Here is a 23,216-nt window from a genome sequence, read left to right as displayed (position 1 = left end):
CAATTCTTCCCTTCGCTCAGGATATGGTTGACCTTATATTTCATATAGTGATCAGCAAGGGTGACTTCGAAAACACGCTGTATTTTCCCTATCAAAGTGTTGTGACACTCAAAATTGTCTTTGTTATTTATTTGTGTCACAACACTTTCCCTATGGGAGAAAGATCTCCTTAGACGCTTCGCTGAGCACCCCCCAGACATAGGGAAGGCATCTTCCCCATACCCCTTCAGTGTGCTGTCAAAGAACTCCTTTCTCTGGGAAAAGATTTATGGGACAGCACACTTGGAAAACTCCAGCTCGGCACTCATGTTTCGCTCTTCCTCCGAACTTCTGATATTCCAGAATGTCGGAGGAAACCATGCCCGCTACGCATTCGTGACGGTTTTCTCCGCCACCCTTCCTGCTCACTATATTTCTTTGTAAATTTTGATCCCTTTCGATATATCGCTCAGGAAAAAATTGCCTCGCTTTAAATTATTTTATAAGAAGGTTCGGTCGAGCATTCTATATTGAATTGCTTCAGAAACATGATAACTTTTTATGTGCTCTTCGCCTTCCAGATCTGCTATAGTTCTTGATACTTTAAGAATCCTGTCGAATGCTCTGGCTGACATTTTTAATCTGTTCATAGCCATTTCCATAAGCTGAAGGGATTGACCATCAAGCACACAGTATTTTTTCAATTCTTTTTTTCCCATCTGGGAATTTGCCCAAATCTTTTTCCCCTTGAATCTTTCCCACTGGATTTTTCTTGCTTTTTCAACCCTTGCTCTAATTTTATCAGAGCTTTCTTCATTTCCATCTGAGATCATCTCATGAAACTTTACTTTTGGAACCTCCACATGAATATCTATTCTGTCTAAAAGAGGAGTCGATAGTTTTGAATAATATTTCATTTTTTGATAATGGGTACAATCATACTCTTCGCCAGAAAATCCCATGGTTTCTGCACATGGGTTCATTGCAGCAATAAGCATAAATTTTGATGGAAATGTAACTGAAATACCAGCTCTTGATATTATTACTTTTCCGTCTTCCATTGGCTGTCTCAAAGATTCAAGAGCGCTTTTTTCAAATTCAGGGAATTCGTCGAGAAATAAAACTCCGTTGTGGGCAAGACTTATCTCTCCTGGTTTTGGAATCTGACCCCCTCCAATCAACCCTACATCTGTGATAGTATGATGCGGAGATCTGAAAGGTCTCTGTTTTATTATCCCGTCTTCCAGGTTCAGTCCTGAAGCACTATAGATTTTGGTAATTTCGATTATTTCATCGATATTCATTTCCGGAAGAATTGTGGGGATTCTCCTTGCAAGCATTGTTTTTCCTGAACCAGGTGGGCCTATCATTAAAACATTGTGACTTCCAGCAGATGCGACTTCAAGAGCTCTTTTGACATGAAACTGACCTTTTACATCTGAGAAATCCACATCAAAAACAGGTGAAAAATTAAATTCAGCCAGCTCAAATTTATTTTCACTTTTTACCTCGCCTAAAAAGAATTCGACAACTTCAATCACATGATTCATTCCATAAACATTGATTTTTTCTACAAGGGATGCTTCTCTTGCGTTCTCTTTTGGCAGGATTATTCCCTGAAATCCTTTCTCCTTCGCAAGAAAAGCAGATGCAAGAGCTCCTTTTATTGGTTTAAGTCTACCATCAAGGGCGAGTTCGCCCATCAAAAGAAAACTATTTATTTTTTCTTCGGGAAAATTTAAATAAGTGGAGATGATTCCTATGGCAATTGGAAGGTCAAAAGATGAGCCTTCTTTTTTTCTATCTGCAGGTGCTAAATTTACAGTAATTTTTTGAGATGGAAATTCATATCCATTATTCTTCAAGGCGCTTCTAACTCTTTCTTTACTTTCCCTTACCGCAGTATCAGGCAAACCCACTGTTGTATAAGCAGGAAGTCCTGGATGGATATCAACTTCAACTTCCACAAGGTATGCATCAACTCCAAGGAGTGAGGAGGAAAATATTTTTGAGAGCCCTTTACTCATTATGATAGATTATCAATTTTTGACCTGGGTAAAGAATATCATCTTTCAAATTGTTCCATCTCTTAATCTTGGAAACAGAGGTATTATAATTTTGAGCGATTTGATATAGAGTATCTCCGCTTCTAATTTTGTAAATAATTTTAGTAACTTTTTTTGTATAATTTCTTCCAGTTGAATAACTCGATGGAATCTGAAGTCTCATGCCAACCCTTATTAAATTTGATTTTAGAGAATTGACTTCCTTAAGGATACTTACATTGACACCATATCTTCTTGATATTGAATACAGAGTATCACCATTTTTTACAAAATGATATCTCCAGAAAACCCGTCTCTCTTCAGGAATTGAATTAAATTTTGCAAGAAATTCTTCTTTTTTTCCATAAGGAATCTTTATTTTATAGAGGGATGCATGTCTTGGTGTTGTAAGTCTCAACAGCTCAGGATTCAAATTTTTTATCTCTTCAATTGTTGAACCAGAACATTCAGCTATTATTCTCAAATCCGCAGGGGAAGAAATTTCAACTTCATCCCATTTTAAAGGCTCATCTGGAATAATATTAAAACCATAATCTTTTTGATTTTTTGCAATGAGCAGGGCTGCTAAAAATGCAGGCACATAATTTTTTGTCTCTCTTTTTATATACTTGGTCTTAGCTATATCCCAGAAATTGCTGCCTCCTGTTTTCTTTATCGCCTTCTCAATTCTTCCTTCTCCTGCATGATAACTGGCGAGGGCTAAATACCAGTCTCCAAACATGTTGTAAAGATCTTTAAGGTATCTTGCAGCAGCTCTTGTTGCTTTTACCGGGTCATATTTCTCATCAAGCCACCAGTTTTCACTGAGTCCGTATCTCCTTCCAGTACTTCTTATAAACTGCCATATCCCCTTGGCTCTGGCTCTGCTCAAGGCTCTTGTTTTAAATGCGCTTTCTACAATGGCTAAATATATTATATCCTGAGGAATTCCTTCTTCTTTAAAAATTTCTTTCATCATCTCTACATATTTTCCAGATCTTTTCAGGGCTGCTTCAAACTGTTCCCTTTTGCCATTACTTTGATAATAATTTAAAAAATATAGAACTGCATCGTTTATCTCAATCGGTACATCATACCTTGACACTTTCATTTCATTTTGAATCTTTTCGATTATTTTTTGGGCTTCTGTTTTTTCAGGAGGAAATGTCACTATTGATTCAAGATCATCAATTGTGGCTCTTTCAAAACCAATTTCTGTAAATCCATCACCTTCAGAAATGGCATCCATTTCGATCGAGTTAATTTTATTTACAATATCTTCGAATGCAGATCTAAGAGTATTATCTTCACTTATTGAAAACGCTGAATTCAGAAACACGTCTATACACTGGTCAAAATAATTTCTTGCTTTTTCAAGATGGCCATCGTTCAGTTCTTTTTTTCCAAGCAAAAATAATTCATTTGCCTTATTGATTATTTTTTTTACTTCAGCATCTTCTGTATCAACTGTTTGCTTTTTAATTGGAGGGGGTTCAGAAGGAATTAAAGATAATTCTTTTTTTGTGTTGGTAGTTCTACAACTTAATAGTATTATTAAAAGAAGAAAAAATGTAAAATATTTTTTCATTTCAAATAAAATTTTTCTCCTCCTAAATTAATTTATTCAAGATCTTCTTTTCTTGCTAATATTTTGTTTTTTATAGAATGTAAAGTTAATTTCGAAATTTCTTTAAGCGTTTCCATTACTCCTATCCCATTTATAGCTGAAGCTTCGAAAAAAAGATGCCCATTCTGGTTTAGATATTTGTTTATTTCTTCAATAGATGAGATGTTTGGAAGGTCTCTTTTGTTGTACTGAAACACAAATGGGATTTGCTTAATAGAAATTTTATAGTAGGAAAGATTTTCAGATAAATTTATCAAACTATCTTTATTTTTATATTTCATTTCGTTCTGAGAATCTGCAACAAATACAATTCCATCAACATTTTTAAGAACTATCCTTCTCATAGTGTTATATTGGGTTTGTCCAGGGACTGTATAAAGTTGAAATCTTGTCTGAAAGCCGCCGATGTTTCCAACTTTTAATGGAATGATGTCAAAGAAAATAGTTCTTTCGATATCAGTCTGTAAAGTTATAAGCTCACCCTTAGATTCATCATCAAACTTATTAAAGATGAAAAGAAGATTGGTCGTTTTCCCACTCAATCCTGGACCATAGTAAACTATTTTTGCCAGCAGTTCTTTTAAATCATAATCAATTAACAATGTTTCCTCGCAACAGTGAAATTAGCATATAAATTCTTTTTCAGTCAAGGGAAATTCTTTATATACTTGACAATACCCCCGCCTTAACTCTCCTCCTTTGCATTCCTGCCCCCCTCACCCCTCCCTCTCCCCACTGGGGAGAGGATTGAGGTGAGGGGGGGAAACGAGTAAGATGGAACAAATATTAGTGCGTTCGTATTAGTAACATCAATTTAGGGCGAGAGATTGATAATTTAGTATTTTAAATATAGAATTTAACTTAATGTTTTTTAAATTCTTTTTATTATTTCTTATAATATGGTTTTTTTACATCCCATTTCAGCAATATATTAAATTATAGAAAGGAAGGTAAGAATGCTTCCAAAAAAAATTGCAATTATCGATGGATTAAGAACGCCATTCATAAAATCCTGGACGCTTTTTTCAGAAATTCATCCTGTCGAACTCGGCAGGATAGTTGTTCAGGAATTGATATGGAGAAATAACCTTTCTCCCTCGTTAATCTCAGAAGTCATATTTGGAAACATAGCTCAACCAGTTGATTCAATTAACATTTCACGAGTAATAGCATTGAAAGCTGGAATCCCTGTAGATGTCCCTGCCTACACTGTGGGAAGGAATTGCGCCTCCGGTTTAGAAGCGATAACTTCAGCTGCAGAAAAAATTTCTCTCGGTCTTGCCGATGTAGTTATAGGAGGAGGTGTGGAATCCATGAGTTCGATCCCCTTTCTTTACAGAAAAAAAGCTGTTGATTTTTTCCAGAACCTTCAAAAAGCAAAGAAATTCAGACAGAGATTAAAAGGATTTTTAAAAATGCCTCTCGGGGCTTTTTTAAACCCTGTGGTTGGAGTGATGGAAGGTTTGAGGGACAATGTCTCAGGAATGATGATGGGGGATACTGCAGAACTATTAGCAAGGGAGTACAAAATATCAAGGCTGGAGCAGGATAAATTTTCTCTCATGAGTCACCAGAGAGCTGAGAAGGCAACAGCAGATGGAAAGTTAAAAGAAGAAATAGTTCCTGTTTTTATTCCACCCGATTATAAAACTCCCGTCGATGAAGATAACGGAATAAGAAAAGGTCAAACTTTAGAAGCCCTTTCAAACTTGAAGCCCTTTTTTGACAGAAGGTATGGAACAGTGACAGCTGGAAATTCTTCTCAGATAACAGATGGTGCTGCTGCTATGATATTGATGAGTGAAGAAAGAGCTAAAGAATTGGGATATGAGCCAATGGGAATAATCAGAAGTTATGCCTATGCAGGGGTTGAGCCTGAAAGAATGGGGTTGGGTCCTGCTATGGCAACTCCTTTAGCTTTAAAGAGAGGTGGAGCTTCTTTCAAAGACATTCAATTGATTGAGATAAACGAAGCTTTTGCAGCCGTGGTTATTGCAAATGAAATTGCATTCAAATCAAAAGAATTTGCCTCAAAATACTATGGAGATTCCAACCCACTCGGAGAGATAAATCGAGAAATACTCAATGTGAATGGAGGTGCGATAGCGTTAGGACACCCTGTGGCAACTTCAGGGGCAAGACTTGTAATAACGATACTAAAGGAGATGAAAAGAAGAAATCTTAACCTTGGTCTTGTTGCCCTCTGTGTTGGAGGAGGACAGGGAGGTTCACTTCTCCTCGAAATAAAATAAACAGAGGGAGGATTTTATATTTTTATTTTTTTTAATTTTATATTCTGGAGGAAAGAATGGGAACTTATTTTAAAGAAGAGTTAAAAGAATCAGGTATTCTTAAAGTAATCTTTGACATTCCCGATGAGAAAGTAAATAAGTTTTCAACCGCTGTGATGAGAGAGCTAAAAGATTTATTGGAAAGTCTTATGGAAAGAACCGATGTCAAAGGCTTATATTTTATGAGCGGTAAAAAAGATGTGTTCATCGCAGGAGCAGACCTTGATGAGCTTAAGGAAATCAAAGATGTAAGCGATGCTTATGAGAAGACAAGGAAAGGACAGGAAATATTTTCCCTTGTAGAAAAACTTCCATTTCCTACTGTTGCAGCTATAGATGGTGTGGCTCTTGGAGGAGGAGCAGAATTCCCTCTTTTTTTTGGATTTCGGGTTGCATCAGATAGTCCTTCAACGAGAATAGGTTTTCCAGAGGTAAATTTAGGAATTCTTCCAGGATGGGGAGGATGTCAGAAATTACCTGAGTTAATCGGTCCAATAAATGCGCTTGATTTGATGTTAACTGGAAGAAATCTTGATGCAAAAAGAGCTTTAAGAGCTGGCCTTGTGGACGCAGTTTTTCCCCATCAGAATTTTGAAGAATTTGTAGAAAAATTTTTAGAAGATGTTATGAGAAAGGGCTTAAAAAAAAGCAGAGGGAGAAAGAGAAATCTTATAACCCGTTTGATTGAAAGCGAACCCCTGGTGAGGATACTGGTTTTTAGAAAAGCTAAAAAGGATGTTTTTAAGAGAACGAAGGGCAATTATCCTGCACCTTTAGAGATAGTAGAAAGGGTGAAGAAAGGTCGCTGGACTTCGCTGAAGAAAGCACTGGATCAGGATGCCCGCTCTATTTCGAAATTGATTACTTCTGAGGTGAGTAAAAATCTTGTCTCTTTATTCTTTATGAGTGAAGAGATAAAGAAAGACCCTGGCATAGAAAGAAAAGATATCAAGCCCGCTGAAATAAAGCGGGCAGGAGTAATGGGCGCAGGCACAATGGGCGCAGGCATCGCCCATGCTTTCTCCAACATCGAAGTTCCAGTAAGAATAAAAGATGTAAACCTAAGCGCTCTCTCAGTTGGAATGGAAAGAATTGCATCGATTTATAGAGAATCAGTTAAAAGAAAAAGGATGAAGGAGAAAGATTTTATAAAAAAAATGGGATTTGTTTCACCTTCCGTTGACTTCAGCGGATTTTCAGTGGCTGACATCGTAATAGAAGCAGTGTTTGAGGATATGGATGTGAAGAAAAGATTAATCTCTGAAGTTGAAAAATATATGAAGGAGGATGCAATCTTTGCCTCAAACACTTCATCGCTTTCCATAACGGAAATGCAGAAAGCATCCTCGCGGCCCGAAAATATTGTTGGAATGCATTTCTTCAACCCTGTCCACAGAATGCCGCTTGTTGAAATAATCAGAGGGGAAAAAACATCTGAGGAGTGCGTGGCAACAGTTGTGGCTCTTTCGAAAAAGATGGGAAAGACACCGATTGTAGTAAAAGATTCAAGAGGGTTTCTCGTTAATCGAATTTTAACTCCGTATCTTAATGAAGCAGCCTTCCTTCTTGAAGAGGGAGCTTCGATAGAGCAGATTGATGGAGAGATGAAAAAATTCGGGATGCCAATGGGACCTTTGAGGCTTATAGATGAGGTTGGAATCGATGTAGCTTCAAAAGTTTCAGAAGTTATCCATCAGGCTTTTGGTGATAGAATGAAACCCCCATCAATTTTAGATGCCATCATAAAATCAGGAAGACTTGGCAAAAAATCGAAGAAAGGTTTTTACAGACTTAACGGAAAAGAAGCAGTCGACTCTGAAATTTATAAAATCTTAAACATTGAAAAAAGAGAATTCAACTCACAAGAAATTGTAAAAAGAATGGTGCTTTTGATGATAAACGAAGCATCCCGTTGCCTTGAAGAAAACATTGTAAAATCTCCTTCAGTAGTAGATATCGGGATGATTTTTGGAACAGGGTTTCCACCTTTTAGAGGAGGGCTTTTAAAGTATGCGGATAATCTGGGAATAAAGAATTTATTTAATGAACTTCAAAGATTCTATGAAAAATATGGCGAAAGGTTTAAAGCATCTCAAATCATTAAAGACATGGCTTCGCGGGGAATGAATTTCTATCAATAAAAGGAGCAAAAATGCAAAAAAGAAGTATAGTTAAAAATCTTTTTGATGGAAACATTGAAGAGGACTTTATTTTTCCATTCCCAACCCAATCTGAGGAAGAAAGAGAAAACCTGGATTTTCTTATTGATTCATTGAGAAAATTCGCAAAAGAAAAGATAAACCCAAAAAAATTGGAAGAGGAAGGAAAAATCTCTTGGGAAATTCTGAATGCTCTGGGTGAGATGGGAATTTTTGGAATGATAATTCCTGAAGAATACGAAGGGTTCGGGATGAGTCAATGGGCCTATAATAGAGTGATGGAAGAAATGGCCAAAATTGATGCCTCACTCGCAACTATGCTTGGAGCCCATGAATCCATCGGAGTGAAACCTCTTCTTCTTTATGGAAATGAAGAGCAAAAAAGGAAATTTCTTCCTTCAATTGCAAAGGGAGAAAAAATTGCAGCGTTCTGCCTTACAGAGGCATCTGCAGGTTCAGACCCATCTTCGATAAAGACAAAAGCAAAAATCTCAGATGATGGAAAATATTTAATTTTAGATGGATCAAAATTATTTGTTACAAACGGAAGTTTTCGAGGAATTTACACAGTTTTTGCAAAACTCGAGGATACTGATGAGAAAAAAGATAGTTTCATTGCGCTTCTTGTTCCAGGAGATTTAGAAGGAATTTCTATTTCAAAGGAAGAGGAAAAGCTTGGAATAAAAGCATCTTCTACAGTTGAGATTACATTCGAAAATGTGAAGGTTCCTAAAGAAAATCTAATAGGAGAGATTGGAAAAGGGTTGAAGATTGCCTTGGAGGCTTTGGACTGGGGAAGGCTCGGGCTTGCTGCAGGATGTGTCGGAGGAGCAAAAGAACTTCTTAGAATTTCATCAGAGTATTCCAGAGAGAGGGTTCAATTTGGTTCACCAATTTCTGATTTTGAATTGATTAAAAAGAAATTATCAAGGATAGCATTTTTAACATATGCAGCTGACAGCATGGTTTATCTTACAGCTGGCATAAGTGAAAGAGATGATGTGGACTTTTCATTGGAGTCAGCGATATGCAAAACATTTGCTTCGGAAATTTTGTGGGAAAGCGTGAACGAAGCTCTTCAAGTGGCAGGAGGCTATGGATACACAAAGGATTATCCCTATGAGAAATACTTGAGGGATGCGAGGATTAATACGATATTTGAGGGAACAAATGAAATTCAGAGGCTTTTCATCGCCCTTTATGGAATAAGAGGGGTAGGAGAATATTTAAAGCAGATGGGAAGAGCTCTTAAATCTCCATTTACATCAATTGGCATTTTAAAAGACTTTGCATATAAAGAGATAAAAAAAAGAATTGCACCTGAAAAACTTAAAGGAATTCCTTCGCCTTTGAAAAGAGAAGCAAACATGGTTTCCCAGTATACCCAGGCTTTGAGCATCTGGACTGAAAGAGTGCTTAAGAGATACGGTAAAAAGATAATCGAAAAAGAGTATATCCTTGAAAGGCTTGCTGATGTAGCAATTTATCTTTACGGAATGCTTGCAACACTTTCTAAGACTGATTCGATAATAAAAGAAAAAAGCCTTGAAAATTCAAGCTATGAAATTATGCTCTGCAAGGCTTTCTTCTTTGAGGCAAGAAAACAAATCCGGCACCGAATCTCCTACCTCAACCGCAACATTGACGATTTCTGGTCCGAAATTTCAAAAAATATAATAAAAGGCAAAACCATCTCTTAATGAGAGAATTTATGACTTGATTAATAAGGGATTGCGACCTTCTGAACTGATACCACGAAGCCCCTCATGCTCTTTCAGTGAGAAAAGAAGACCCGTTAAATTGGGGATTGCGATGAAGAAATAGTGGTGAGCGAGAGACGATGGGAAGCGAGGTGGGATGAAGAGATTTCTGTTTTTGAAGAGAAGAGTTAGTGGAGCAACTTCTTTAGATTAACTGTTATACTAAATTGTAAATCTGTGGTATCATAAAGATGTAAATAATCGCCATGAAAATCAAAGAGGAGAAATATTATGGAGAAATCTCGGGAACAATATATTGTAGATGAAAAAGGAAACAAGACAGCAGTGATTCTTCCGATTGAAGAATATGAAGAACTTTTGGAGGATATTCACGATTTAGTAGTTATTGCCGAGCGTCGAGATGAGTCTGTGATTACTTTTGAAGAACTGAAGAAAAGGCTAAGAAAAGATGGCCTTTTATAAAGTTCAATGGAAGCACTCAGCAGAAAAGGATTTAAGTAAAATCGATCTAAAAGATATTCCTCGAATTATTGAAGCTGTCGATTCCCTTGCAAACAATCCATTTCCACCTCAAAACCGTAAGCTTCAAGCAGTAGAACGATTTTACCGAATTAGAGTCGGGGACTATAGGGTGATTTACCAAGTAGATACTAAATCAAAGACTGTGACTATTTATTATGTTCGACATCGTAGAGATGCATATCGGAAATTATAGAGATGAGAGAATTTATGACCCGTTAAATTGGGGATTGCGACTCTCCTTTTCGGTCTCAACCGGATATTCCTCTATCAGCTTCAGTGAGAAAAGAAGACCCGTTAAATTGGGGATGTAAATAGCTTTTTTCTTGACATTTACAAAAATTTATATAAAATTGTATTATTATGTATACAAAAAGTATTAAATTTTTGTATAGGAATATAGTCAAAAAGTTAAATTCCTGGCTGGATAGGGATGAGATTATTGTTATTCTTGGTGCAAGACAGGTTGGTAAGACCTCACTTCTTCACTATCTCCAGGAGAAATTAGATGCAGAGGGGGAAAAAACGTATTTTCTTGACCTTGAAGATATTGAACTTCGATCATATATAAAGTCAGTACGAAACCTCATATCTTTTTTGGAGGCATTGGGTTGGAGAAAGGGTCAGAGGGCATACATCTTTCTTGATGAAATCCATTATATTGAAGATATCAGTAGCATATTGAAGTATACTCATGACCATTATCCAGAATTGAAACTAATCGCCACAGGTTCCTCAAGTCTTAAATTAAAATTTAAAATGGGAGAACCTCTTACAGGCAGGAAAGTAGTTTTCGATCTTCATCCTTTATCATTCAGCGAATTCCTATATTTTTCAGGAAAACAAGAATTCAAAGAAATTCTTGATAATTCTCAGGGTAGAAAAATTCCAGAACCGCTTATCTCCCATATCCTTGCAGCATATGAAGAATATGTAATCTATGGTGGTTATCCCAAAGTAGCCCTTGCAACTTCTTATGATATGAAAGAGCAAATCCTTAAAGAAGTTCAGACCACATATATTGATAAAGAGATTAGAGGCCTTATGAGAGAAGAAAGTTTTAGTAAATTCAGGTTCCTTATGGAATTTTTAGCTGCGCAGAACGGTGGCCTTGTTAAAGTTTTAGAGATTTCTAAAGAGGTTGGAATTGCTCGAGCTACAGTTCAGAGATACATAACAATTCTTGAAGAGACATTTATTATAGGATTATTGAGACCATGGGCAAAAAATAGGCAAAAAGAATTAACACGAGTTCCCAAATTATACTTTTTAGATACTGGATTTTTGAATTTTACAATTAAGGATTTCAGGTCTTTTTTCCTTAGAACTGATACTGGTAAGTTGATAGAATCTACGGTGTATACTGCTCTTTTAAGAGAGTTAAGAAGTACTGAAGAAATAAGATTTTTAAGGGAAAAAACAGGTAATGAGATTGATTTTATTTTAAGAAGAGAAAAGAAAATAATTCCGATAGAGGTGAAATGGCGAGAAGTAGATAAGATTCCAGATGTAATTCAAAGGTTAGTAAAAAATATGAGGCTGGATATTGCATATGTTGTATCTAAAGACATCTGGGATGAAAAAAAAATTAATAATTGTCCTATAAAATTCCTGCCTCCCTGGTCAATCGAGTTTGATTTATGGCAGAAGTCATCCCTTTCATCTGCTTCACATAATCCTTTGTAATAAAGTTAAATTGTGGAGTCGGAGTGCATTGCTCTTCATGATTTTTTCTGCGATGAGGATGGCTTTCCCTTCAGTTATAATTTCTCTGTCTATAAGTTTGGAGAGAGCATTATAAAGAGCCTTTCGTGAGTTTTTTGCTGCAATCCAGAAAAATACAGGTGCTCCTGCATCGCTTCCAAACATTATTTTTTCAGAAGCTCCAGGGTAACAGAGCCACTCGTAGAGAATTTTTTCTAATTCATCATCATACACAAACCAATTTACTGCGGAAAATTCCACATATGCATTCTTCTTTTCAAGTATTGGCTTTAGTTTGTCCCAGAAAGGGTAGCCTGCATGGAGCATAACAAATTTGGTATCTTTGAACCTCATATCTGAGAAAATACTTTCTAAATTTAGAGGGTTTGAATCAAGGTTCTTCAAGGTAGCATTTGCACCGAATCCAGTGTGAAAGTGAACAGGAAGACTTAGCTCTCCTGCTTTTAAAAAAATATATTTGGCTATAAAATCCTGGAGTTTTTTATATTTACTCCAATCTGAAATTTTTTCATTCATTTCCCCATTAAAAATTTTAGAAGCTTCATCCTCATCTACATCATCAAACCAGAGAGTTCTTATGTATCCGCTTGCAACTTTCAACGCAACAGCTTTGTTTTTCTTGTAATGGTCAAGAACTCTGTTTACTAACTCGAGGTAAGATGATAAATCCTTTATGTTCATTTCGAATTTTTTTGAGAGTTCCGTTACCTCTCTGTGATAGCCATGGAGAGAGTTTTTAAGGTTAGGGCTTATAGATTTCACTTCAGATGGGTCGAGAGGGTAAAATAGAGCATCTACAAACGGAACCCAGAGAACTCTCTTTTCATCAAGGTCTTTCATTGGTAAACCTGAGTTTGAAAAAACTTTTTCAATTCTGCAAATATCAAGAATTCTGTTAAATCCTTCTTTGTTTCCTGATTTCCAGAATTTTGAAGAAAGGTTTTCCAATTCATTAATATCATTTTCTGAAACATCTTTTTTGTCATAGCCATAGATTTCTTTGAGTGCTTCAACTTGCATTGAATCAAAAACAGCTATTCTTTCTTTTATTATCACCCAGAATGGTCTTCTAAGGGGAGGTTCTAATGTTGGATATAGGTCTTTTGCCTCATATTTAACATGGCCTGAGACAGGATGGGAATGGACATCGATAAATTTAGTCTCCTCAATGAAGCTTAATAATTTTTTATATTTGATATTTTCACCCGCTGATAAGATAAAAATCAGGTTGAAAAAATGGATAAAAATAAAAAGAATTAAAATTTTTCGAATGATTTTCATTTCTTTCCTCCCAAATTCTTTATTATATATTAATACAAACGAATTAAATAAATTGACATGTAGGGCAAGGCTTTAGCCTTGCATTAAGCAACCCCCGAATCAACCCATGAAACAAAGTTCAGGGCAAGGTTCGGGGCAGGCTCTGAAGGGTTGCCCTACAAATTATTTATTGCTTTTGTATTAGTTTTAAATATTATATAAATTGATTTTTAAGAGATAAAATAGAGCTATTTTTATAAAAAATTTTATCTCTTTATCAATTTTTTGTAATCCTTTTAGGTTATGCATTGAGAGAATTAAATTTAATTTTAATTTTTTTTATTGAATTATTTAAAGAAACTTTATAGTTTATTTAGGCAAAATTTATTTAAGGATGGTGAGTAAAGGTTTTTGCTTTCCGAATAATCAAAAACAGTCAAAGTTGAGTGTAAATAAGTAAAGAATCGTTGACTTAAATATGCTTATCACTTTCTAAGTCAAGAAATTTTGACTTAGACATGAAAATTATGTATAAGTCAGAGAGAGGCGACTTATGAGTGAAAGGGCTGGAAGGTTTGTTCTACAGCCGCAAGGATATAAGACATTTATACCCAATCCGTTGCCTCCTGAACCTCCTGTTAAGTACAATGCAGAATTATTATCTGAAGCAGACAGGTCCCTTGCACGATTAGACGGGATTACTACCGTTCTTCCTAATCCCGACCTTTTCATCGCCATGTATGTGAAAAAAGAAGCACTTTTAAGTTCCCAGATTGAAGGGACTCAGGCTTCTCTTGAGGGAATCTTAGAATTTGAGGCTGATGTGATACCTCGAGAAGATATAAATCAGATAAGGGACGTGATCAATTACATAAAAGCGCTTAATTATGGAATATCAAGGCTCAAGAATCTTCCCATGTCTTTGAGACTTATAACCGAGATCCATAAAATCTTGTTAGAAGGTTCAAGAGGTAGATATAGAAATCCTGGGGAGTTCAGGAAATCGCAAAATTGGATAGGTCCACCTGGTGCTTCTTTGAGTGAAGCAATATTTATTCCACCGCCGCCTGATATGGTTATACCATCAATGGGAGACCTTGAAAAATTCTTTTACAGCAAAGAAGAAATTCCGTTATTAATTAAGATTGCTTTAATACACGCCCAATTTGAAACCATCCATCCATTCTTAGACGGAAATGGTAGGATAGGCAGATTACTCATTACATTTTATCTCTTCTGGAAGGGAATTTTATCAAAACCTTTGTTGTACCTGAGTTATTATTTGAAAAAATATAGAGATAATTACTACAAATTGCTAATGGATGTTCGACTAAAAGGAGCTTGGGAAAAATGGGTTCAATTTTTTCTTAAAGGGGTCATTGATACTTCTCAAGAAGCAGTAAAAACTGCCAAAGAAGTTATTCAATTAAAAGAATCCTTGATAACTAAACTTCATGAAAACTCTATATCGAGTATCTACGCTGTGAAGCTGATCGAAACGCTCTTTGAAACACCTTTGATTAGTGTGAAAGATGTTATTGAAAAATTGAATATTTCAAAAGAGGCTGCAAATACATTGGTAAAAAGGTTTGAGAAAATTAGGATTTTAAAAGAGATAACCGGGAAACAGAGATACAAAAAATACCAATTTAAAGATTATGTTGAAATTATAAAAAAGGGAACAGAAAACATCTAAGGTACACCTCTTTGAATTTCAAGAGAGAATTTATGACCAAAAAGGAAGAAAAAGATCCGTTTATTAAGGATATTATTTAGAATCCAAAGGTATTTCTAATCGTAAGAGAAAGTGACCTTTGATAAATTAGGAAAGGTGAAATATGAATATACTAATACATGTGTATGGTTGTGATACTTTTTTTACTTTCTTTTCCAGGTGAAAGGCGTTTTAAGCCTTTGCTCAATCCATTTACGGTTGATTCTCATCCTGTACTGACTGTGCTGCATTGAGTTTCCTGTATCCCTTTCCAGAGCCTGCTTGTAATATTTCACAGCTTCTTCCCTTTGCCCCTCAAGGTCCTTGAGATGTCCCATCCAGGTCAGAGAAGCGAATTTATAAAGCTCCGGGGACTCTAATTTAAAGACCTTCTCAAAGGCGAGAAACGACTCTTTATAGAATCCGCTATCAAAAAGCAATAATCCCAGCTTGAACCAGAAGTCATACTTTTCTATATTCAGATTTTTCGTCTTTTCATAGATCAGAAAGGGTGTCTTGCCTTCGCGCTTGTAGTTAAGTTCCTCCACGATCTTTATCAGCTGCTCGGCCGTTGGTTGTGGAGGAATATCGATTTTGCTCTCCATGGTGAAAGGCTCCTTGAGCCTTTCTTCAAGCCACTTGCGGTCCATATTAATTCTCAGACTATAGTGTCCCATCGGCTCTCCAGTGTCATATTTAAGGGCTTCTTTATAGTGAATGAGCGCCTGCTCCCTTTCTCCAAGAAGATCCTTCAGCAATCCCATCCAGCCAAGTGCTGCAAACTTGGTTACTCCGTCTGAATGAAGAGTATTGACTCGCTTGAAGCAGTCGAAGGCCTCGGGAAAATCCTCACCATCATATAAATACATTCCCAAACGATACCAGATATCGCTGTTTTCTATGCTTTCTTCCCTGACTCTTAAGTAGACCTCGCGACTCTCTTCTGCCTTCCATCCAAGGGAGAGCAATTCGGCTGCCTCATCAGATATTTCAGGAAGAGGATTTTCCAGCATAGCAATTTTTTTTTCTGGATTGAGAATTGCTTTCTTGAGCTTGGCTTGGCTCTTCAATCTCAAAACACTTAACTCCAGGTTGCGGTCTGTAAACTTCATTTGCTCTGTACCATCCTCGAAAACTGCTTTAACCATCACGGGCATTTTCATCGAGCCGAGCCTTTTTACTCTGATGATGGATAAATATCCAGCGCCCTCCTTCCTGCTCTCTTCTGATTCTATTCTGTAGCAGAGGTAATTATTCGAGCGCACCCACTGGTCAAAGAACCAGCCCAGGTTCTCTCCCCTCTCCACTTCGCAGAACCTCTGGAACTCCTGCCAGCTCAGACGCTTACCGCCGTAAACCTTTAATGCTTTCTTGTAGATTCTCTCAAAGGTATCTCGACCTATTACAGAATCGAGTGCGCTGATGATGCTGAAGCCCTTGCTGTGAATAATGGTGTTGTTGTGGTCGTACTTAATCTTTGAAAGACGGGCTGGTGGAATATCCACAGTGGTGTCATAATACATGGAGATTCCTTGGATATAATCACTCATCCACTTGGTGCGACGTTCCGGGTCAATCTTTCTGGCGATGAGATACTCCGTATCAGCAAAGATGCCCATCCCTATCCAGAGCCAGGCGGGTTTGTCAGGGTCAAGGACCCATTCCCCCCAATACTCGTGTCCAATCTCGTGAGCAGTAATCCACTGCCACCACAGAAGCGACTCGCCTTCCTTGAATGTCTCCTGGCCATGAATGATGACAATACCTGTGGCAAAGGGATAGCCTCCCCAGCGTCCTTTACCGCCAGGAATGATATATAGAAACTTAAAGGGGTAGAAACCGAGCCAGTCTTTATAGAATTTGATGGCGTCGACGGCTGTCTCCATACAGACGGCTGCACACCTGGCTCCTTTTTCCGTGAATAGGGTGGTAACGAGAACACCCTCAACCTCCCTTGATTCTTTTTTCTGGTTTTTTCCCAGGTAAATGCCTAAGGTTCTGGCTCCTTCGTTTTCATAGCGGCCTGTCTTTTCATTCAGACGTCCGCTGATAGCCAAGGCGAATCCTTCTGGAATGTCAAGCTTGACCGAGTAGGAATCATGGACAGGAAGGCCGTCCCACCAGAGGCGCGGGTAAAAGCGGGTTGTCTTAAACTCGGTGTTTAAGCTTGAGAATTCGAAGGATTGCTTGAACGCCACTTCAATTTCGACTTTCGCCCCAGATCTAAGGGTTTTTGGCAGCTGGTAGAAAAGAGGAGCTGAGACTGAAGAGCCTTTTTTGGGATTTAATAATGGGAGATTCTGATCTGAAACAGAGATTTCGATCGAAGAGTCTGAGCTGATAGACCAGTCTAAGGCTATAACACTCAATGCGGCTTTTGCGTCATTTTTCAGGATAATCTTCTCCTTTCCCTCGATGAAGCCTTTCTCAAGGTCTATACGGCCATCGATCACATAGTGACATTTCGGCGGATTGGTGGGTACCCAGTAGTCATTTTGGGCATGAAGGAATGGGACAAACGAAAGATTGAATCCGAAGAAGGCTAAAAAAATGATTTCAATAAAGCGAATAGCCCTTGCTTCTGATTTCATTTTACACCCTCCATTAATAAAAATATATCATCCCATTAGAAGATGATGTATGTCAATTATTATTGAATGAAAAGAATCATGGAAGGAGGCAGAATAAATTGCTATTGTCATTTATAAAAAATTTATATAAAACTGTAATATTATGCATACAAAAAGAATTAATTTTTTGTATAGGAATATAGTCAAAAATTTAAATCCCTGGCTGGAGATAGATGAAATTGTTTTTTTATTGCAAAATAATGATTTTTAACATAAAGTTTTTAACATAAAGAGAGAAGGGCATTAAAATTATGTCTATACCGCTTGAAAAATGGGTTGAAAAGCAGGCAAGGCTTACCAAACCAGATAAGATTTACTGGTGCGATGGTTCAGAAGAGGAAGCCCACAGACTTATAGAGATAGGTATGGAAGAGGAGAGAATTGGCAATAATCCTGTTTTTTATGAATTGAATCAAAAAACCTGGCCCAATGCCTATTTACATCGCAGTCATCCTACAGATGTGGCACGGACAGAGCATTTAACTTTTATCTGCGACCCTGATAAAGAAACCACAGGACCAAATAACAACTGGATGGAGCCTCAAGAAGCAAAGCAGATGCTTATAAAATTAAGTGATGGCTGTATGCGGGGAAGAACTATGTATGTTTTGCCTTATATGATGGGACATCCTGATTCACCTTATGCAAAGGCCTGTGTTCAGCTTACTGATGTTTCTTACGTGGCTGTAAGCATGAGAATTATGACAAGATTAGGAAAATTCGTGTTAGATAAGATAGGAAATCGTGAGGATTTTGTAAAAGGACTTCATTCTGTGGGTGACTTTGATCCCAATAGGCGTTTTATCATGCACTTTCCTGACGAAAATTTAGTTTGGAGTGTTGGTTCTGGCTACGGAGGAAATGCCCTATTAGGAAAAAAATGTTTTTCGCTAAGAATTGCTTCCTGGTTAGGTTCAAAAGAAGGATGGCTTGCTGAGCACATGATAATAATTGGAATTGAGGATCCAGAAGGTAATATCATCTATGTTACTGCTGCCATGCCTTCTGCCTGTGGAAAGACTAATCTTGCAATGCTTGAATCCACACTACCTGGGTATAAAGTGTGGACATTGGGAGATGATATTGCCTGGATGAATGTCGGTCCAGATGGCAGGCTCTGGGCAATTAATCCTGAAACAGGTCTTTTTGGGGTGGCACCGGGAACTTCTATGAAGACCAATCCCAATATGCTGAAAACATTAAAGAAAGGAACCTTCTATCCCACATTGTTTACTAACACCGCTTTAAATGTAGAGACCAATGAGCCCTGGTGGGAAGAAATGGAAGGATCTCCCCCTGAAAGTTTAACTGATTGGCAGGGCAAACCCTGGAATAGCTCCTTGGGTACCAAAGCCGCCCATCCTAACTCTCGATTTACAGTATCTATATATCATTCTCCCACACTCACAAAAGAATTTGATAATCCCAAAGGTGTGCCTATTTCAGCGGTAATTCTGGGTGGGAAAAGAACCAAACTTATACCTCTGGTAGTTGAGAATTTTAATTGGCAACATGGTGTATTTTTAGGTGCAAGAACTGGGTCTGAAACTACAGCTGCTGCTATTCATCAGGTAGGCGTATTGAGGAGAGATCCCATGGCAATGCTTCCTTTTTGTGGTTATAATATGGGCGATTATTTGAGACATTGGATTGACATTGGAAAAAGACTAACCTCTCCTCCAAGAATATATATGGTTAATTGGTTCAGAGTTGATGAGAAAGGAGAATTTCTCTGGCCAGGATTTGGGGAAAATATCCGGGTGTTAAAATGGATAGCGGACAGGATAAATAATCGAGTGGATGCTAAAGAAACGCCCCTTGGGCTTATCCCTCATTTAGGAGATCTTGACCTGGGGGGATTAAATATCTCCAATGATAAGCTTAAAAAATTATTTGAAATTAATCCATCGGAGTGGCAACAAGAATTAGAAGATATAGAAAAGTTTCTTGGCCAATTTGGTAATCACATGCCCCAAGAGATCTGGCAGGAATTTAATGATATGAAAGCAAGACTTGGAATATAGCTTTATAATAAGAGTTAATCTACAATTTAATTCTCTTTGGGCACTAAATAAAGCGCTTATCCCTCTTTTTCTAATGCTTTCTTCTTCTATTAGCTATTTTTTTATTGAATTGTTTAAAAAAATTTTATAGTTTATTTAGGCAAAATTTATTGGCAGGATGGTGAATGATGGAAAAGAAGAAGATTTTTATTTTAAGTTTAATTATGGTTTTTCTTTTCTTTTTCAGAAGGGATGTTTTAGGGAATGATAAAGTAGACTTAAAATTTGATAACCTTGCTGATCTCGTGGTAAACCCGGATACAAAAAAAAGTATTTCCGGAAATGATAAATTAAATTTAAATTTTGATTTCAGCTTTCTTCGTAACACAGGAAATGTAAAAAATATATCATTTGGAACTTCAGGAGGTCTTGAACTCGAGAAAAACAAATATGTGATTAAAGCAAGGTTAGGATACAACTATGGAGAATCACTCGGGAAAACTTTTTTAAAACAATGGATTGGATATTTTTACAGTGGTTATAGATTTTCTGAGCGAATGAATATGCTTGTTTTAATAGATTATTTCGGAAATCCATACACAGGAATAAGAAAAAGACTTCAGGCTGGACCAGGTATTGAATATGTTTTTGTAAAGAAAGAAGAATTTCAATTTTCACTGGCAGAAGGCGTTACAAGAGAGATTGAAGATTCGACAAGAAACCAAGCTGAAAAAGAAACCTTGCGGTCTGCATTTAAGACGCATTTAAAAACAAAATTATCAGATAAAATTGAATTTCAGAACATGTCAAATTTCTCTAATTTTATAAACAATTTTTTCAATGACTATAAAATTATTTCAAATTCAGAAGTTTCTTTTATTTTCTCTGAGAGAATAAGATTGGTATTTTCTCATTTTTTATCGTACAACAACATTCCGCCATCTGGATTCTTAAAAGCAGACAACCTGTATTCCTTAGCTCTCCGTATTAAATGGGAAAAAAGCTAATACAAACGCATTTAATTCTGATGCTTTCCTGTCCCCTCACCCCTCCCTCTCCCCTGAGGGGAGAGGATTGAGGTGAGGGGGAAAACGAGTAAGATGTAACAAATATTAGTGCTTTCGGATTAGTGTCGTGTCACTTAAATGTCTTTCATTAATTAGAAATAATAACAAATCCCAAGGAGGGTTTCTATTCCGCCGAGGTTAATTTTTTCTTTGATTTTACTCTGGGATGGCGTTGAAATTGAAAGATACTGTAGCTTTACAATACATGAAATTTTTCTTGAAAGGGAAGATTCAACGCTAAATGCAGTGTTATATCCAAACTTTTGATTTTCAGTTGATATGTTAATCTCCTTCCATTTTTCTGAATAGTCACTCAAATTCAATCCTATTTCAAATTTTGGCTTAAACCTGCTTCCAGTATAAAAAATAAATAGATTTACAAAAAAAGTATGATTCGTAAGAGTAAGGCTGTAATGTTCCTCAAATAATTTAGGTCCAAGAATTATTGTTTCACCACTACTTTTTATGAATCTATATCCAAGAGAAAGTCCAGTTATTTTTGAGATCTCTAAAGAAAATGATACAGAAATGGGGAAGTTTCTATTTCCATAAATTTTTTTATAGGATGACTCAGAAGGAATGAAATAGCCAGTCATGACAGAAAATGAAGTTTTTTTAAAGATTTTAAATTCTTCAGAAAAATTTTGCTTTGAAAGGGTGAGCATAAATAGTATAACCAAAAGGATTGGAAAAATTTTTTTTGTGTTATTCATTGAATTTTTTAAACAAAAATTTATTCCTTGTGAAATTGAATGAGGAATAATAAATTGCATAAAATTCTTGTTCTGAATCTGATACCTCCATAGAGAAGTTGCTTTCCCTGAGTTGTGTATCCACTGCAGTGATTGTATAATAATAAATAGTATTAATATCGAGATTCTTATCGATGTAGAAATTCTCCTTTATTGGAGATGAATTCAATTTTTTGTAATTTATGTGCTTCACTTCTGTTCGATATATGTTATATCCGATGATTTTATCTGGATTTTCTTCCCAGGAAAGGTAATTTGATTTTCTTGTCTGATAAAGAGACGAAATTATTTGCTTTAATACTTTTAAGCCTTTTGGAGTTTTTGGGAGGTCATACCTTATTGGCTGAGAAAGGTCAGCGATAGAAATTAAAGCTAATGTTCCTGAAGATGATAGGAATTCACTATTTAGAGTCTCGAGTCTATCGTATTCAGTATGATAATAGGGGTTATTAATTTTGTAATCTTCGATTCCCAATATTGCATCATAACCTTTATCCCAGAATGGAGAATGGTCACTGTAAACAAACGATGGATCGAGATTTTTTGTAATGGAGTATGGAAAATAAGACTGGGAAGCAAGCATGAACCTGTCTGCCAACCAGCTGGAGAATCTGTTGAGGATGATATTCAAATCTTCAGGAATTAAATCCGCATATCCAATCATGTCAAGGTTTATCACACCTTCTATTCTTTCTCCCCTTGTTCTTGCTTTTTCTGCATAGTGCTTACTTCCGTACAATCCCCATTCTTCTGCTGAAAACGCTATAAATTTAATCGAGAAGTCAAAAAAATATTCACTGAGAATCCTTGCTATTTCCATCATCGTCGCAGTTCCGCTTGCATTGTCATCTGCTCCTGGCGCACTGATTTTCGCATTTTTACTGTAAGAATCATAATGAGCACAGATGATATATATAGCTTCCGGGTTTGTTTTTCCTTCCAGAATTCCAATTACATTTCGAGTCTGATAATTTTTGAATATAAAGGGGTCAAATTCAACGTTTAAACCAAGTTGATGGAAATAATTATAAATGTAGTCGCCTGCTAACTCACAATTTAAAGTTGAGGCATACCTCGTCTTGAAATTTTCCAGATCCTTGATTATGTTTTTAACATTATCGATGGAGAATTTTTCTTTAATTTCCTGAATTGTGTAATTGAATTTTGGAAAATAATAAGCTCTTGAATAAGGCTTATATGTTTCTTTTCTCAGATAGATTGGAGTGTCGTTTAATTTCTTTAATAAAAATTTTTCTGGGAGAATCTCTCTCGCTTCACCTGAATCAGTCCAGAAAAGAGCTGTCTTTTCCTCTATGAATTTAGCATTTCCATATGCTCTTAAAATCAGTAAATCGTTTATGTCTTCAATTCTAACAAGAAAATATTCTTTACCCTCAACATCTTTATCGATGACTTCTAATGGAATTCTAAGGCTTTTTATTTCTTCGATGTATTCTGGGTCTGATCGGATTATGTAAGTTCTCTTGAGTTCCTGAAGAATTTCGACTTTATCAAAATTTAGATATTCCAAACTATCTTTTCTAAAAATTTTAACTAAATCTTTTTCCATCCTCTGAGGGAAGATAAAGGTAATCGAAAGGCCGAGGGCAATGATGAGAAAGAAAACTTTCAATGTTTTCTTCATGATTAAATAATATTAGAAATAGAAGAAAAAGAGAATCATCACTTGTCAAATAATTTTGTTTTCTTTCATTAATTTTAAT

The 23,216-nt window shown here is 36.5% G+C and carries 16 protein-coding genes; 9 read left to right on the top strand and 7 right to left on the bottom strand.

Annotated features, from left to right (window positions below; genetic code table 11):
* Nucleotides 1–479: 479 nt before the first annotated feature.
* From AB1410_07050 to AB1410_07040, 3 genes are read right to left on the bottom strand one after another with little or no spacing between them, the layout of a single operon-like run.
* Nucleotides 480–2,006, bottom strand: a complete 1,527-nt coding sequence (locus AB1410_07050; protein ID MEW6456450.1) for a YifB family Mg chelatase-like AAA ATPase — start codon at nt 2,004–2,006, stop codon at nt 480–482.
* Nucleotides 1,999–3,612, bottom strand: coding sequence for a LysM peptidoglycan-binding domain-containing protein (locus AB1410_07045; protein ID MEW6456449.1), 1,614 nt, complete (start codon nt 3,610–3,612; stop codon nt 1,999–2,001). Before AB1410_07045 ends, AB1410_07050 begins: the two co-directional genes overlap by 8 nt.
* A gap of 32 nt (nt 3,613–3,644) precedes the next feature.
* The gene (locus AB1410_07040) at nt 3,645–4,253 is read right to left on the bottom strand and encodes a GTPase domain-containing protein (GenBank protein ID MEW6456448.1); all 609 of its coding nucleotides are present in this window, start codon (nt 4,251–4,253) and stop codon (nt 3,645–3,647) included.
* Nucleotides 4,254–4,607: 354 nt separating this feature from the next.
* Here AB1410_07040 and AB1410_07035 point away from each other — a divergent pair, with 354 nt between their 5' ends.
* The 6 genes from AB1410_07035 to AB1410_07010 all read left to right on the top strand — a co-directional run bounded on the left by AB1410_07035 (nt 4,608) and on the right by AB1410_07010 (nt 12,027).
* Nucleotides 4,608–5,903 (top strand): thiolase family protein, encoded by a 1,296-nt coding sequence (locus tag AB1410_07035; protein ID MEW6456447.1) that lies wholly within the window; start codon nt 4,608–4,610, stop codon nt 5,901–5,903.
* 56 nt (nt 5,904–5,959) lie between these two features.
* Nucleotides 5,960–8,083 (top strand): 3-hydroxyacyl-CoA dehydrogenase NAD-binding domain-containing protein, encoded by a 2,124-nt coding sequence (locus AB1410_07030; protein MEW6456446.1) that lies wholly within the window; start codon nt 5,960–5,962, stop codon nt 8,081–8,083.
* 11 nt (nt 8,084–8,094) lie between these two features.
* Entirely contained in the window at nt 8,095–9,801 is a 1,707-nt protein-coding gene (locus tag AB1410_07025) for an acyl-CoA dehydrogenase family protein (GenBank protein ID MEW6456445.1), read from the top strand.
* 291 nt (nt 9,802–10,092) lie between these two features.
* On the top strand, nt 10,093–10,284 hold the full coding sequence (locus AB1410_07020) for a type II toxin-antitoxin system Phd/YefM family antitoxin (GenBank protein ID MEW6456444.1): 192 nt from the start codon (nt 10,093–10,095) through the stop codon (nt 10,282–10,284).
* On the top strand, nt 10,271–10,537 hold the full coding sequence (locus tag AB1410_07015; GenBank protein ID MEW6456443.1) for a type II toxin-antitoxin system RelE/ParE family toxin: 267 nt from the start codon (nt 10,271–10,273) through the stop codon (nt 10,535–10,537). The genes AB1410_07020 and AB1410_07015 overlap by 14 nt, the downstream gene beginning before the upstream one ends.
* Before the next feature lie 191 nt (nt 10,538–10,728).
* Nucleotides 10,729–12,027 (top strand): ATP-binding protein, encoded by a 1,299-nt coding sequence (locus AB1410_07010; protein MEW6456442.1) that lies wholly within the window; start codon nt 10,729–10,731, stop codon nt 12,025–12,027.
* Here the strand turns inward: AB1410_07010 and AB1410_07005 are convergent.
* Nucleotides 12,010–13,347: an amidohydrolase family protein gene (locus AB1410_07005; protein MEW6456441.1), complete on the bottom strand. Its 1,338-nt coding sequence runs from the start codon at nt 13,345–13,347 to the stop codon at nt 12,010–12,012. The genes AB1410_07010 and AB1410_07005 overlap by 18 nt on opposite strands.
* 532 nt (nt 13,348–13,879) lie before the next feature.
* On the opposite strand from AB1410_07005, the gene AB1410_07000 reads away from it, so the two are divergent.
* The gene (locus tag AB1410_07000; protein ID MEW6456440.1) at nt 13,880–15,022 is read left to right on the top strand and encodes a Fic family protein; all 1,143 of its coding nucleotides are present in this window, start codon (nt 13,880–13,882) and stop codon (nt 15,020–15,022) included.
* Nucleotides 15,023–15,204: 182 nt separating this feature from the next.
* Here AB1410_07000 and AB1410_06995 read toward each other — a convergent pair whose 3' ends face one another.
* A complete protein-coding gene (locus AB1410_06995; GenBank protein MEW6456439.1) occupies nt 15,205–17,631 on the bottom strand; it encodes a hypothetical protein in 2,427 nt (808 codons plus the stop codon).
* A gap of 290 nt (nt 17,632–17,921) precedes the next feature.
* Here AB1410_06995 and AB1410_06990 point away from each other — a divergent pair, with 290 nt between their 5' ends.
* Together AB1410_06990 and AB1410_06985 are read left to right on the top strand one after the other, a co-directional pair.
* A complete protein-coding gene (locus AB1410_06990; GenBank protein MEW6456438.1) occupies nt 17,922–19,694 on the top strand; it encodes a phosphoenolpyruvate carboxykinase (GTP) in 1,773 nt (590 codons plus the stop codon).
* Between the two features lie 164 nt (nt 19,695–19,858).
* Entirely contained in the window at nt 19,859–20,680 is an 822-nt protein-coding gene (locus tag AB1410_06985) for a DUF481 domain-containing protein (GenBank protein ID MEW6456437.1), read from the top strand.
* A gap of 152 nt (nt 20,681–20,832) precedes the next feature.
* Here the strand turns inward: AB1410_06985 and AB1410_06980 are convergent, their stop codons facing one another.
* Nucleotides 20,833–21,453: a hypothetical protein gene (locus AB1410_06980; GenBank protein ID MEW6456436.1), complete on the bottom strand. Its 621-nt coding sequence runs from the start codon at nt 21,451–21,453 to the stop codon at nt 20,833–20,835.
* A complete protein-coding gene (locus tag AB1410_06975) occupies nt 21,446–23,125 on the bottom strand; it encodes a M20/M25/M40 family metallo-hydrolase (protein ID MEW6456435.1) in 1,680 nt (559 codons plus the stop codon). Before AB1410_06975 ends, AB1410_06980 begins: the two co-directional genes overlap by 8 nt.
* Between the last annotated feature and the right edge of the window lie 91 nt (nt 23,126–23,216).

The sequence above is a fragment of the Acidobacteriota bacterium genome, assembly GCA_040756905.1.
GTDB lineage: Bacteria > Acidobacteriota > Aminicenantia > JBFLYD01 > JBFLYD01 > JBFLYD01.
The sequence above is the reverse complement of the archived record's forward strand: the minus strand, read 5'-3'. Positions and strand labels throughout refer to the sequence as shown.

Coding starts and splice junctions, on each gene's coding strand:
- AB1410_07050 (MEW6456450.1), bottom strand. CDS start 2,006: ATGAGTAAAGGGCTCTCAAAAATATTTTCCTCCTCACTCCTTGGAGTT.
- AB1410_07045 (MEW6456449.1), bottom strand. CDS start 3,612: ATGAAAAAATATTTTACATTTTTTCTTCTTTTAATAATACTATTAAGT.
- AB1410_07035 (MEW6456447.1), top strand. CDS start 4,608: ATGCTTCCAAAAAAAATTGCAATTATCGATGGATTAAGAACGCCATTC.
- AB1410_07030 (MEW6456446.1), top strand. CDS start 5,960: ATGGGAACTTATTTTAAAGAAGAGTTAAAAGAATCAGGTATTCTTAAA.
- AB1410_07025 (MEW6456445.1), top strand. CDS start 8,095: ATGCAAAAAAGAAGTATAGTTAAAAATCTTTTTGATGGAAACATTGAA.
- AB1410_07020 (MEW6456444.1), top strand. CDS start 10,093: ATGGAGAAATCTCGGGAACAATATATTGTAGATGAAAAAGGAAACAAG.
- AB1410_07015 (MEW6456443.1), top strand. CDS start 10,271: ATGGCCTTTTATAAAGTTCAATGGAAGCACTCAGCAGAAAAGGATTTA.
- AB1410_07005 (MEW6456441.1), bottom strand. CDS start 13,347: ATGAAAATCATTCGAAAAATTTTAATTCTTTTTATTTTTATCCATTTT.
- AB1410_07000 (MEW6456440.1), top strand. CDS start 13,880: ATGAGTGAAAGGGCTGGAAGGTTTGTTCTACAGCCGCAAGGATATAAG.
- AB1410_06995 (MEW6456439.1), bottom strand. CDS start 17,631: ATGAAATCAGAAGCAAGGGCTATTCGCTTTATTGAAATCATTTTTTTA.
- AB1410_06990 (MEW6456438.1), top strand. CDS start 17,922: ATGTCTATACCGCTTGAAAAATGGGTTGAAAAGCAGGCAAGGCTTACC.
- AB1410_06985 (MEW6456437.1), top strand. CDS start 19,859: ATGATGGAAAAGAAGAAGATTTTTATTTTAAGTTTAATTATGGTTTTT.
- AB1410_06980 (MEW6456436.1), bottom strand. CDS start 21,453: ATGAATAACACAAAAAAAATTTTTCCAATCCTTTTGGTTATACTATTT.